Genomic DNA, 13,348 nt, shown 5'->3' with positions numbered 1-13,348 from the left:
CCTATCCTTTATTTCTTTTTCTTATTCATACGTCGCTGTTTCTTACTATACTGTTTACGTTCCTGACGCTTCAATTCTTCCAGTTCTTTTTTGAACTTTTTCTTATAACCTGGTTTGACTTTTTTCTTATTATTGCGTTTAACTTTATGTTTCACTTTTTGAGTAAGATGGTCGTCTTGTTTCTTACGAGTATGACGTTTGTTATGCGCCTTAATTTCTTTAAGTTCTCCATTTTTCACATCCACATTGGTAAAATGGTAACCTTTCTCTTCAATTAACATGACGTTTTCTTCTTCATCTGGACTATAAAGTGTAATCGCAATGCCTTTATATTGGCCACGTCCTGTACGACCGACGCGATGTGTAAAGAAGTCGAGTTCGTGTGGTACGTCAAAGTTGATGACGTGGCTGACACCTTCAATATCGATCCCTCTTGATGCCAAGTCACTCGCAATCACGTATTGATAGTCTAGGTTACGAATACGTTTCATTTGTTGTTTACGTTCACGAGGCGTTAAGCCACCATGAATCATACCCACTTTGATCCCTTCGTTTGTTAATTCCTCAGCTAAAGCATCAGCATTCTCTCTACTGTTACAGAAAATGATACAGAGATAAGGGTTAAGGATATCAATTAATTTTAACGTTTTCGCAACTTTACTATCGCCTTTAGTTGGGATTAAATAGAAGTCAATATTCTTCTTATTCTGAGATTTATTGTTGATTTCGACATAATCCGGATTCTCAAGATATTTATTCAAGAACGGATGTAATGATTTAGGAATTGTAGCACTAAATACTGCAATATGTGCTTCTGAACTCAGCCGTGCTGCCACGTGGTCAACATCTTCTATGAGGCCTAAGTCAATCATAAGATCCGCCTCGTCGATAACGAGATATGAAGCTAAATGTACATGTAGCTCTCCGTTGCGAGCTAAATCATTGATACGTGTGGGTGTGCCAATCACGAGTTGAGGTTGCTGTTTCGCACGCTGTCTATCACGTTCAATATCTGTTCCTCCGATAAATAGCTTGACGCTTACATCTCTTTTGAAACGCGCGAGCTGTTGTGCTACATCAAAGAGTTGTTGTGCTAATTCACGCGTAGGCGCCACGATGATTGATTGAGGTTCTTGAACTTCTGGGTCAATGAGTTGCATTAAAGGTAATAAGAATGCATGAGACTTCCCAGTTCCTGTCTGAGATTGACCAATCAGATTAGTTTGTTTAATGATCTTTGGGATGACGCGATTTTGAATTTGTGTAGGTTTGTTAAAGTTAAGGTCTTTAACTGCATCTATTAAAGATGAGTCAAGATTAAAATGTTCAAATGGATGTTTGCTCATCTTTTTCACTCCTTTGTCTTGATAGTTCAGTTTTGGTAATTAGTTATATTCATTAAGGATGGGTGTGTTTTAAGTTATTTTTGATTCATCATTTTAGCAGAGGTCAATATTACGCATTTTACCAGCTTAATAATAACTATAAGGATCCGTATTGTGTTCGCTCGCTTTAATTGGGATTTCTAATTGATGATTGTACCAACTATTTAAAAGGTTAACGAGCCCTTCTTTCATAACGTATTCACTATAATGATTAATGTCTAGCATATTTATGCCAGCAATCTTCGCATCTAACGCTTCGTGGTGTTTAATATCACCCGTAATGAAGATATCAGCGCCAAGGTTATGCGCAAGTGTTTCGAACCCTACACCTGCACCACCGATAATCGCTACAGTTTCAATCTTAGAATGTTCATCACCGATAAATCTCACACTTGGCATGTCAAGTTGTGATTTAACCTGCTTAACAAACGTTGGGACGTCCATGGATTGATCAAGTTGACCGATAACGCCCAAACCACGTTCGCTAAATTTCGTCATATGCATGATATCGTAGACTGGTGTTTCATAAGGATGATATTTCTCAATAGCTCGTTGCGCGAGTTGACGTTGATGTGGTGCAATCATAAATTCTACTTTCATTTCATCAACATGTTCTATTTCGCCTACCTCGCCTAGTGTCGGATTTGCATCACCCACCGGTTTAAACTGACCTTTGCCTTGTGATTGGAAGTAACAAGCTTCATAATTGCCTTCTTGAGCTAAACCGTGACGACTTAACTGATCTTTAAATGTTTCCACGTCTGTTTCAGGAATGAATACTTGAACTTTATAATACTCAGTCGTTTGTGGATTAAGAATATCAACGTCACTGAGCTGTAAACGGTCAGCAAGCATCGCATTGACACCTTGAGGATAAACGTCGAGATTCGTATGTAACGCAATGAGATTGATATCGTGTTGGATGAGCTTACGGATAATTGCGCCATAACCTTCTTGTTGGAGGATACTTTGAACACCTTTAAAAATTAAAGGGTGATGACTAATGATTGTGTTATATCCGAGTTCAATAGCTTCGTCTACTACCACTTCTGTGCAGTCGAGTGCTGTAAGAATACCTGTCACGTCACTCTCTTCGTCGCCAATGAGTAATCCTACATTATCCCATGATTCAGCTGTCTTAAATGGCACATGCTCATTTAACGTTGTGAGTAATTGTTTTAAATTCATATCTTTAACACCTCATTTATCATTTCGATTTCAGCGTTGATTTCCTCTAAACGTTGCTGATGTTTAGTCGCATCTAATTGTGCTTTTATTTTTTCTAGTGCATCAACTTCACGTTGCCATTTTTCTATAAATTGGGCATTTTTGTTACGCAGTAATAGAGGACCAAATTTTAATTCTTGCTTAGTTAACGGTTGAGAATTGGATTGATAATCTGCAACGACGAGTTCATAAATATGGCCTTTTTCTTTAAAAATCAATTCCTGTGTAATCTCGAAATCTAAGTGTTCTAGCGTCCGTCGCAAAGCCTCCGTTTGTACATTACTTTGTAGTACTAAGCGTGTGTGGGGTTTTAGCTTACTAGCCCCTTGTTGCAGAATTTGTGCTATGAGAGGGCCTCCCATTCCACAGATAGTAATGGTATCCACATGATCAGAGTCAGTGAGAATCGAGAGTCCATCTCCTAGACGTACATCAATTTGACTATCGTATCCATAGTATCGAACATTTTTAATAGAAGCTTCGTATGGACCTTGAATCACTTCACCTGCTATCGCTGTGCGAATTAATTGATGTTCTAAAGCATAAATAGGTAAATATGCATGGTCGGAACCAATATCTGCTAAACAGTCGCCTTGAATATATTCACTTACATATGTCAGTCGTTGATTAAGTTGTAGCATGCAGGATCTCCTTAATACGTAAAATAAAGGGATGAGACTAAATCCAAATTTACAAAAGGATAAGTAGTCACACCCCCATGAACAATTAATCCATAAAGTCTTTGAGTCGTTTGCTACGACTTGGATGTCTCAGTTTTCTCAATGCTTTCGCTTCGATTTGACGAATACGTTCGCGTGTTACTCCAAACACCTTACCTACTTCTTCAAGCGTACGCGTACGGCCATCATCAAGACCAAAACGTAAACGTAAGACGTTCTCTTCTCTATCAGTAAGCGTGTCGAGTACATCTTCAAGTTGCTCTTTCAATAACTCGTATGCCGCATGATCTGAAGGGCTTTGTGCTTCTTGGTCTTCGATAAAGTCACCAAGATGGCTGTCGTCTTCTTCACCGATTGGCGTTTCAAGTGACACAGGTTCTTGAGCAATCTTCAAGATTTCTCTAACCTTTTCAGGTGGTAAATCCATTTCTTCACCGATTTCTTCAGGTGCTGGATCACGACCTAAGTCTTGTAAGAGTTGTCTTTGAACACGGATGAGTTTATTGATAGTTTCAACCATATGCACAGGGATACGAATCGTACGTGCTTGGTCAGCGATTGCACGTGTAATGGCTTGACGAATCCACCATGTTGCATATGTGGAGAATTTAAATCCTTTACTAAAGTCGAATTTCTCAACGGCTTTGATGAGACCCATATTCCCTTCTTGAATAAGGTCTAAGAACAACATGCCACGCCCAACGTAACGTTTAGCGATACTTACCACGAGACGTAAGTTAGCTTCAGCCAAGCGAGATTTAGCTACTTCATCGCCTTGTTCAATATGTTTAGCGAGTTCTATTTCTTCTTGAGCGCTGAGTAAATCCACACGTCCAATTTCCTTTAAGTACATGCGCACTGGGTCATTTATCTTTACACCTGGAGGCGCGCTTAAATCGTTAGGATTTAATTTATCATCCGTATCAGAATTGTCCTTTTCATTAACGAGATTGATATCATTATCGTTGAGTTGATCAAAGAAATCATCCATTTGGTCGCTATCCATCTCGAAATTCTGCAATTTCTCAGCTATTTCTTCATGGCTTAAGTGACCTTCTTTTTTCCCTTTTTCTAATAATTGTTTTTTTACATCCTCTAGCGTAAGAGATGGATCAATCGTTTGTTTCTTTATTTTCACTTCATTACCAGACATCAAAAAGGCCTCCCGATTATAAAGTCAACATAGTATAATAATGAGAACAAATTACACTATAATAATTCACAAAATCGCCTTGTGTTAAACATTCAGTAACCCTATTATTATACTAAATAAGTGATATATTTGTATACTATGTCTTCGTATTTTTATTAAAATTAACGATTTTCTCTAAGTAATATTTCTGAAGTTCGACATCACCTAATCGTAAAGCTTCATTTAAACGACGATTGAGAGATTCTTTACTTTCTTCATCGCGATTCTCAAGAATGATCGCGACATAATCATCTAGCTCATGATCATAGGGTTCATCATTCAATAAGAAGTTGTCCAATGCGATGAAAGCTTCCTTCATCTCGTCTGAGTCCACATATTGAATCACATCACTGAGTGTATAGGTTTCATTCTCCGAATAAAAGTCGCGTAAAGTATTAAATATACGCTTAAAATAAGAATTTGTAAAATCATCTGCTTCAATCTGTCTATGATAATTAAGGAAACGGTCTTTATCATAAACAAAGTGTTTCAAGAGACAAACCTCTGCTTTCTCATTACGCGAAAGTTGCCTGAACTGTGGTATGTCCGGCGCTGCAGATGGTGGCTCAGGTGCTTGATGTGAGTAATGTCCCACTGATTGACTGAGACTATCAAAGCTAACTTTAAAAAAATCTGCAACTTCTTGCAATACTTTTTTGCGTAAAATTGAAGAATTCATATATGAAATATCTTGAGTAATTTCTTTTAAATATTTTTCATATGCTAAATCATTATTTTGAATTTCATCTTGATGTAAGTGAATCTTGAAATTGATAAACGTTTTCTTTTCATGTGTCACGAAATGATTGAACGCATCTTCACCGTGTTTGACTAAATATTCATCGGGATCCATGCCAGATGGAAGTTGAATGACAAAGACGTTGAATCCTTGTTGCAACAGTTGTTGACCTGTTTTGAGTGTAGCATTCTGTCCTGCACTATCGCCATCAAACATGAGTGTAATATTATTCGTTAATTTTTTGACCACAGTGATATGTTCTTGTGAAAGTTGCGTCCCCATTGTGGCCACAACTTGATGAAGACCAGCTTGATCGGATTTAATAACGTCCATGAAACCTTCAAGCAACATGATTTCATCAATTTTTCTAATAGAACGTCGTGCTTTATCAAGATTGTAGAGTAAGCGGCGTTTTTGGAAGATTGGTGTCTCTGGGCTATTGAGATATTTCGGCTCTTGATCAGTGTACGTTCTTCCTGAATAGCCTACCGTGCGACCTTGAGCATTCTGCAAAGGAAACATAATACGGTCGCGGAACCGGTCGTAGTAGCTAAAGTTCTCTTCATTTCTCGATAACAGACCTGCTTCATACGCGAGTTCGATGTCGTAACCTTTCTTCTCAAGGAAATCGTGACAGAAAGTCGCATTATTAGGTGCATAACCAATCTTACGTTTCTCTATCATTTCATCGCTAAAGCCACGTTCTTTCAAATAATTGAGCGCTGCTTCCCCTTCAACTGTCTTCACTAGCGCATAGTGATAGTACGCTTGCATTAGTTCATGCATTTCTATCATCTGTAAATCTTCAGAGGCGATTTGGTGTGTACCATCGTCTTGGCTGTAATTCGGTACATCTACTTGTATATTAACCCTTTCACCGAGTTCTTTCACAGCTTCGGTAAAAGGAATATCTTTAATTTCTTGAATAAATTGGAAGACATTCCCACCTTTTTTACAACCGAAACAGTGACAAATCTGTTTGTCCTCTGACACGGTAAATGATGGCGTCTTTTCATCATGAAAAGGACACAATCCAATATAATTGCGTCCCCTTTTCTCTAATTTGACATATTCACTGACAACATCGAGTATATCGGTCTTATCTTTAATTTCATTGATTGTCGATTGATCAATTCGCACTAGTCATCACCTAACTACTTTAAGTATTAGCTATCTTTCTTTAGTTCGTTGAAATCATTCTGGTCGATAATATTCATAATATCATTCGCTGTTTCTTCAATAGCTTTATCCGAAACATCAATTACCGTGCAACCTATACGATCAACTAGTTCATGGAAATATTCAAGTTCCTCTTGAATGCGTTGCTCAGTTGCATATCGCGCTTTATCTCCTAAACCGAGTTGCTTAAGACGCTCTTTACGAATCTTGTTGAGTTTCTGCTCACTAATTTTAAGCGCTATTATCTTCTTAGGATCAACCTCAAACAAATTATCTGGAGGAGTAACTTCTGGAACGACGGGAATGTTAAGTACTTTATAGCTTTTATGTGCCAAGTACTGTGATAAAGGTGTTTTTGAAGTTCTAGAAATTCCTAGTAGAATGATATCTGCTTTTGAAATACCTTTGGGATCTTTCCCGTCATCATATTTTACAGCAAACTCAATCGCTTCTATTTTATTAAAATAAGCTTCGTCTAGTCGGTGGACAAGTCCAGGCTCATAATACGGTTCCTCTTCAATTTCGTCTCTTAAAATATTCATTAAAGGTCCCATGATATCTACAGATTTCACAGTACTCTCCTGTAACTTCGACTCCATATAAGCGCGTATTTCGGGCTTAACTAACGTGTAAACTACGATAGAATTTGTGTCTTCTGCGACCTGCACTACCTCATCAACGTTCTCAAATGATTCCACATAAGGATAGCGTGCAGTTTCTTGATCGCATTGATCGGGTGTGAATTGTGATAAACCTGCTCTAGCGACTAAATCAGCTGTTTCACCAACTGAATCTGACGCGACTATTATATTAACTTTCTTCATCGTGATCAGACCACCTATTCTTTAAATAATGAAACAAATAATTTAGTGATTGTCGTCTTAGAAATGCGTCCTTTAATTTCTAAATTACCGTTCTCTTTCTGTTGTACGATGGGTAAGGAATCTATTTCTTTTTCAATCATTAATTGCGCTGCATAGATAACTTTGTCGTCCATGGAAATATAGCTTAGGTTAGGCATGCGCGTCATAATAATATCTACTGGCGTAGTATGGATATCTTCACCCATCATTGAAGCGCGGAGTAAATCTTTACGCGAGCAGACACCTACGAAATCGCCCTTATCATTGATGATAAAAAGCGTGCTTACATCTTCCATAAAAATAGTACAAATCGCATCATAGATTGACGTTCCATTTTTAATAATAATTGGATGAGAAGCGTATTCTCGAACATGATATTTTTTCAATTCATCAGCGATAATTTTATTCTGTGATTTATTAGTATAATAGTAGCCCACTCGAGGTCTTGCTTCAAGAATCCCCGACATCGTTAGGAAAGCGAGATCAGGTCGTAGTGTTGCACGTGTGAGATCGAGTCGATCAGCGATATGCTCACCCGTAATTGGGCCGTTATGTTTCACGATATCAATAATCTGTTGTTGACGTTTATTAAGTTCGATAGCGCTTCACCCCTTTTTACCTATACAAATATTAATTATACATTGAAATGATATTTGCCACAAATACAGATATTTACTTGCTATTATACAAGGTATCAATTAGAATAAGTTGTACAGCGAGTTAAGGATAGTGTGAGCTTAACGACTTAAATTGGCACACAATTATATACCTCTAAAGCGAGTGTCTACACTAATTTGGGTGGAACCGCGGGTTAATTTCAATTTTAATGCTAATAGTGATAGTTAATCAGCGCTTACGTCATACATATGACGCGTATACGAAGCGGATTAACATATACATGAAATCAGAAATCAAACTCGTCCCAAGGCAAGGTCAAATGTTTACTTTGTCTTGGGACGTTTTTATGTAAAAAAGGAGTGTTTGTACAATGGCAAAAGACATGGAAAGTGTCGTTCATTTAGCGAAACATAGAGGATTCGTCTTCCCTGGTAGTGACATCTACGGTGGTTTATCTAACACATGGGATTACGGTCCACTCGGTGTTGAATTAAAAAATAATATCAAAAAAGCTTGGTGGCAAAAATTCATTACGCAATCACCATACAACGTTGGTTTAGACGCAGCAATCTTAATGAATCCTAAGACTTGGGAAGCGTCAGGTCACCTCGGTAACTTCAATGACCCAATGATTGATAACAAAGATAGTAAAATTCGCTATCGTGCAGATAAATTAATTGAAGAATATATGCAAAATGAAAAAGGTGACGAGAACTTTGTTGCTGATGGTTTAAGTTTCGATGAAATGAAACGTATCATCGACGAAGAAGGCATCGTTTGTCCCGTGAGTGGCACAGCAAATTGGACTGATATTCGTCAATTTAACTTAATGTTCAAGACATTCCAAGGTGTAACGGAAGATTCTACTAGTGAACTCTTCTTACGTCCTGAAACTGCACAAGGTATCTTCGTTAACTATAAGAACGTGCAACGTACGATGCGTAAGAAATTACCATTTGGTATTGGACAAATTGGTAAATCATTCCGTAATGAAATCACACCTGGTAACTTCATCTTCAGAACACGTGAATTCGAACAAATGGAACTTGAATTCTTCTGTAAACCTGGTGAAGAAATTGAATGGCAAAGTTACTGGAAGACGTTTGCGAGCGAATGGTTAAAAGATCTTGGTCTTCAAGAAGCTAATACACGTTTACGTGATCACGATGCAGATGAATTATCTCACTACTCTAATGCGACAACTGATATCGAGTATCGTTTCCCGTTCGGCTGGGGCGAACTTTGGGGTATCGCAAGTCGTACAGACTATGACTTGAAGAAACACGCAGAGCATTCAGGTGAAGATTTCCGCTACCACGATCAAGAAACAAACGAGAAATATTTACCATATTGTATCGAACCTTCATTAGGTGCTGATCGTGTAACACTCGCATTCTTATGTGATGCATATGACGAAGAAGGCGTTGAAGGCAGTAAAGATGCACGTACAGTGCTTCATTTCCACCCTGCCCTGGCACCATACAAAGCAGCTGTTCTACCATTAAGTAAGAAATTATCAGGTGAAGCGATTAAGATCTTCGAACAATTAAGTCCGAAATTCTCTATCGACTTCGACGAATCTCAATCTATTGGTAAACGTTACCGTCGTCAAGACGAAATTGGTACGCCATACTGTATTACGTTTGACTTCGATTCATTAGAAGACAATCAAGTTACTGTGCGTGACCGTGATTCTATGGAACAAATCCGTATGCCAATTTCTGAGTTAGATGATTTCTTAGCTGAAAAAATTAAATATTAATTTTGAGTGTTAAGTTATAGAAAAATGCCCGTAGATGGATGTGATAATCCATTTACGGGCTTGATTTATGGCTTGTCTGATGAGGAATCAGTTCTAGAAACAATATACAAGAAGCGGGATATAGTAAATAACTTATACACTCTCCCGCGTTCCTACATCTTAATACCGAACTTACTTCGAATCAGTTTCTAAACGACGAAGTTGATTAATTAATTTTTGACTTTTAAAAAACATACCTGCATATTCGCGATAAAGCATAATCACTAACTCGGACATCTCATCTACAATTGCTTGATGAATACAGAGTCCACTCATCTTATCGATAGGAAGTGATTGTAACATATAAAGTAAATACAGTGTCTTGTTGGATAATCGTAGTGCGTGCGGATCTTGCGACAGCGCTTGTTGAGAAATAGCACCATCAAACTTGAAACTATAACCCACAAGATCAGCCTGAGTGGTTGAGCCAATGACAGCGCAATGATCAAATATTGCGTTGAAACCGAAACGTGGCATACATTTTAACAAGATCACTACTGACATTAATTGTGCAGATACCCCTTCGCGCATCTTCTCTAAAGCGAAAGAAAGGAGTTTGTAACTATATTCGGAGACTTCATCGTCCTCTAATGAACGGTCAATCGTCTCTACACACAGTGAGGCATAGCTACTTTCATAAATATCGAGTCGGAGATTGTAGTTCTGCTCAATCACATCGACAGAATTTAATGTTCCCATGCCTTTCCAACGAGAAAAGATAAAGAGACCATAAACGAAGCGTTGTGTATTCGCTTGTAAACCACTCTTATTCTTTTTCGCACGTCTAGCCATTAAAGGCACTTTCGCACCATGTTCGTTAAGAATCGTGATAATCTTATCGGATTCCCCATAATCAATCGTTTTGATAATTATACCTTTTTGTTTGACTAACATGACAAACACCGACTCTCATTCATATTAATCTTGGTCTTCAATGTAACCCATTTGACGAATGAAATTCACTTTGTTTCTCCAATCTTTTTGAACTTTAACCCACAGTTCAAGATAGACTTTAGAGCCGAGCAAATGCTCGATATCGAGTCGCGCACGTTTCCCTACTTCTTTTAATTTTTTACCGCCTTTACCGATAACGATACCTTTTTGTGAATTACGTTCAACGAAGATGGTCGCTTCAATACGTACGCGAGATTCACTTTCTTTAATCATGCGATCAACGTTGACCCCGATAGAGTGAGGGATTTCTTCACTCGTTAAATGCAAGATTTTTTCACGAATCAGTTCACTGACCACAAACTGTTCTGGATGGTCTGAAATTTGATCGTCTGGATAGTATTTAGGCCCTTCTGGTAAGTAGGACTTTAGAACTTCGATAAAGTGATCGACGTTGTGCCCTTCAAGTGCAGAGATTGGCACGATTTCGGTAAAGTCCATGTAGGTTTGATATTGCTCAATCTTAGGCATCAAATCATCTGGGTGGACGAGATCAATCTTATTTAAGACAAGAAATACAGGTGTGTCGACATGTTTCAACATCTCCATGATATATTCGTCACCACGGCCGATTTCTTCATTAATGTTCACCATGAACATGATGGCGTCGATTTCAGCTAGCGTATTTCGTGCGACACGCATCATGTAATCGCCTAATTTATGTTTAGGTTTGTGAATTCCAGGTGTGTCTAAAAAGATGATTTGGGCATCTTCTTGTGTCATCACACCTTGAATTTTATTGCGAGTTGTTTGGGGTTTGTCAGACATAATTGCAATTTTATGCCCAATTACTCGGTTGACGAACGTAGATTTACCTACATTCGGTCTGCCGATGATAGATACGAATCCTGATTTGTGTTCTGACATTCAGTTAACCTTCCTTTGTTAATTTATCTTTTACAAATAGCTCATGCATCTGACTAAAGTTATAGAATAACTTATAAAATGTACGGAATGAAGATAATTAATCCAATAATGGCTGCAATAATACTAACAATAAGCACACTCGTCGCAGCAATATCTTTCGCATGTTTAGCGAAGAGATGGTATTCATCGGTTGCCAAATCCACGACATACTCGACAGCGGTATTTATCGCTTCAAAGGACATGACTAACCCTATTGCTAAGATGAGAAATAGCCATTCAGTTTGTGTGATGTGAAAAACGAACCCAAAGAATATAACGATGAGTCCAAAGATACAATGTAATAGAAATTTGAAATCTTTCTTAATCAGGGCTATGAAACCTTGATAAGCATATTTAAAGCGCTGCATAGCCTCAGTCCCTTGTCAGACCATAGTCATCCAGTATGTCTTTCTGACGTCCGAACATCACTTTCTCTTCGTCTTCAGTCATGTGATCATAACCTAATAGATGGAGAAAACCATGCAACGCAAGAAAGCCTAATTCACGTTCAAACGAATGACCGTACGCTTCTGCTTGTTCCTCTGCGACGTCAGTACAAATGATGATGTCTCCTAGCACACGTGGTAAATCTGCTCCCATGATGTGAGGATCCTCTTCTTCAAACGCAAAGGAAATCACGTCTGTCGGTTTATCTTTATCTCTATAGGTTTGATTAATCTCATGAATTTCTGCTTTATCTGCAAAGGTTACAGAGAGTTCAGCATCTTCCTTAATCTCTTCTTTATCTTTAGCGAATTGGAGTAAGTCGTCAATTTGTTGAACCCATTCAGACTTCACACTATCCGTGTGATCGCTATAATCTATAGTAAACATTTACTCATTCCCTTCGTATCGATCGATGATGCGACTGACTAGTGGATGACGTACTACATCAGTTTGGTCGAGCTCCATAATACTGATGCCTTTAACATTTCGTAATTTCTTTGTCGCTTCTTTTAAGCCACTTTTAATCCCTTTAGGTAAATCGACTTGTGATTGGTCGCCAGTTACTACCATTTTAGAACCAAAGCCAAGACGTGTAAGGAACATCTTCATCTGCGCATGCGTAGTATTCTGCGCTTCGTCGAGAATAACGAAAGCATCATCCAATGTACGTCCACGCATATAGGCTAATGGTGCGATTTCTATAATCCCTCTTTCAATAAAACGCGCTGTTTGTTCGCGACCGAGTACAGTGTTTAAGCCATCATATAAAGGTCTTAAATAAGGATCAACCTTTTCCTTTAAATCACCAGGTAAGAACCCTAAAGATTCGCCTGCTTCTACAGCAGGACGCGTTAAGACGATTCGTTTCACATTACCTTTGCGCAATTGTTTAGCTGCAAATACGACAGCTAAGAATGTCTTACCTGTACCTGCAGGCCCTAAACCAAAGACGAGATCATCTCGTTGCATCGCATTAATATACATACGCTGACCCATCGTCTTGGCACGAATTGTTTTACCGAAAGCGTCTTTCGTAATCTCTTCTTCATAAAGATCTAATAGATATTGTATTGTATGGTTCTGAGCCATTTTAATAGCAGCTTCTACATCTTTAATCGTGATAGTGATGCCTTGCTCAATCACCTTTCTAAGATTCAGTAGTACTGCTTCGGCTTGTTCAACATGCTCTACTTTCTCACCTTTCACTGCAATTTCTTGCCCACGAGCATGTATGATAACATCAAATCCCTCTTCAATCGCTTCTAAATGTTCGTCGTTATTACCGACGAGAGCTTGAGTCACATTGATGTCATCAATTTGTATAATTCCAGGCATATAGGCGCTCCTTTACTACTAAATA

The 13,348-nt window shown here is 38.3% G+C and carries 13 protein-coding genes; 1 reads left to right on the top strand and 12 read right to left on the bottom strand.

Annotated elements, in window-relative coordinates; all coding sequences use genetic code 11:
• Positions 1–8 precede the first annotated feature (8 nt).
• The 7 genes from HMPREF2802_RS00820 to HMPREF2802_RS00790 form a co-directional block, all read right to left on the bottom strand.
• Positions 9–1,346 carry a DEAD/DEAH box helicase gene (locus HMPREF2802_RS00820; protein WP_070502461.1) on the bottom strand — a complete coding sequence of 446 codons (1,338 nt, stop codon included), beginning with the start codon at positions 1,344–1,346 and terminating at the stop codon, positions 9–11.
• A gap of 126 nt (positions 1,347–1,472) precedes the next feature.
• Positions 1,473–2,573: a Nif3-like dinuclear metal center hexameric protein gene (locus tag HMPREF2802_RS00815; protein WP_070502460.1), complete on the bottom strand. Its 1,101-nt coding sequence runs from the start codon at positions 2,571–2,573 to the stop codon at positions 1,473–1,475.
• Complete coding sequence (locus HMPREF2802_RS00810; protein WP_070502459.1) at positions 2,570–3,253, bottom strand: tRNA (adenine(22)-N(1))-methyltransferase; 684 nt, start codon at positions 3,251–3,253, stop codon at positions 2,570–2,572. The genes HMPREF2802_RS00815 and HMPREF2802_RS00810 overlap by 4 nt, the downstream gene beginning before the upstream one ends.
• 85 nt (positions 3,254–3,338) lie before the next feature.
• Positions 3,339–4,445, bottom strand: a complete 1,107-nt coding sequence (gene rpoD / locus HMPREF2802_RS00805) for an RNA polymerase sigma factor RpoD (RefSeq protein ID WP_070502458.1) — start codon at positions 4,443–4,445, stop codon at positions 3,339–3,341.
• A gap of 136 nt (positions 4,446–4,581) precedes the next feature.
• Positions 4,582–6,363: a DNA primase gene (dnaG, locus tag HMPREF2802_RS00800; protein ID WP_070502457.1), complete on the bottom strand. Its 1,782-nt coding sequence runs from the start codon at positions 6,361–6,363 to the stop codon at positions 4,582–4,584.
• Positions 6,364–6,389: 26 nt separating this feature from the next.
• Entirely contained in the window at positions 6,390–7,226 is an 837-nt protein-coding gene (locus tag HMPREF2802_RS00795) for a pyruvate, water dikinase regulatory protein (RefSeq protein WP_049405278.1), read from the bottom strand.
• Positions 7,227–7,240: 14 nt separating this feature from the next.
• Positions 7,241–7,864 (bottom strand): transcriptional regulator CcpN, encoded by a 624-nt coding sequence (locus HMPREF2802_RS00790; protein ID WP_070502456.1) that lies wholly within the window; start codon positions 7,862–7,864, stop codon positions 7,241–7,243.
• A gap of 389 nt (positions 7,865–8,253) precedes the next feature.
• On the opposite strand from HMPREF2802_RS00790, the gene HMPREF2802_RS00785 reads away from it, so the two are divergent.
• Positions 8,254–9,645: a glycine--tRNA ligase gene (locus HMPREF2802_RS00785; RefSeq protein ID WP_002471124.1), complete on the top strand. Its 1,392-nt coding sequence runs from the start codon at positions 8,254–8,256 to the stop codon at positions 9,643–9,645.
• A 171-nt stretch (positions 9,646–9,816) separates the two neighbouring features.
• Here HMPREF2802_RS00785 and recO read toward each other — a convergent pair whose 3' ends face one another.
• The 5 genes from recO to HMPREF2802_RS00760 all read right to left on the bottom strand — a co-directional run bounded on the left by recO (position 9,817) and on the right by HMPREF2802_RS00760 (position 13,323).
• Complete coding sequence (gene recO / locus HMPREF2802_RS00780; protein ID WP_070502455.1) at positions 9,817–10,578, bottom strand: DNA repair protein RecO; 762 nt, start codon at positions 10,576–10,578, stop codon at positions 9,817–9,819.
• A 24-nt stretch (positions 10,579–10,602) separates the two neighbouring features.
• Positions 10,603–11,502 (bottom strand): GTPase Era, encoded by a 900-nt coding sequence (era, locus tag HMPREF2802_RS00775; protein ID WP_002471055.1) that lies wholly within the window; start codon positions 11,500–11,502, stop codon positions 10,603–10,605.
• A 71-nt stretch (positions 11,503–11,573) separates the two neighbouring features.
• Positions 11,574–11,909, bottom strand: coding sequence for a diacylglycerol kinase family protein (locus HMPREF2802_RS00770; RefSeq protein WP_002471059.1), 336 nt, complete (start codon positions 11,907–11,909; stop codon positions 11,574–11,576).
• Between the two features lie 4 nt (positions 11,910–11,913).
• Positions 11,914–12,375: an rRNA maturation RNase YbeY gene (gene ybeY / locus HMPREF2802_RS00765; RefSeq protein WP_002471061.1), complete on the bottom strand. Its 462-nt coding sequence runs from the start codon at positions 12,373–12,375 to the stop codon at positions 11,914–11,916.
• Positions 12,376–13,323, bottom strand: coding sequence for a PhoH family protein (locus HMPREF2802_RS00760; RefSeq protein WP_002471043.1), 948 nt, complete (start codon positions 13,321–13,323; stop codon positions 12,376–12,378).
• Positions 13,324–13,348 lie beyond the last annotated feature (25 nt).

The sequence above is a fragment of the Staphylococcus sp. HMSC071G07 genome, from assembly GCF_001811435.1.
Lineage (GTDB): Bacteria > Bacillota > Bacilli > Staphylococcales > Staphylococcaceae > Staphylococcus > Staphylococcus pettenkoferi.
Note: the sequence above shows the minus strand (reverse complement) of the source record. Positions and strands in the feature narration are given on the sequence as shown.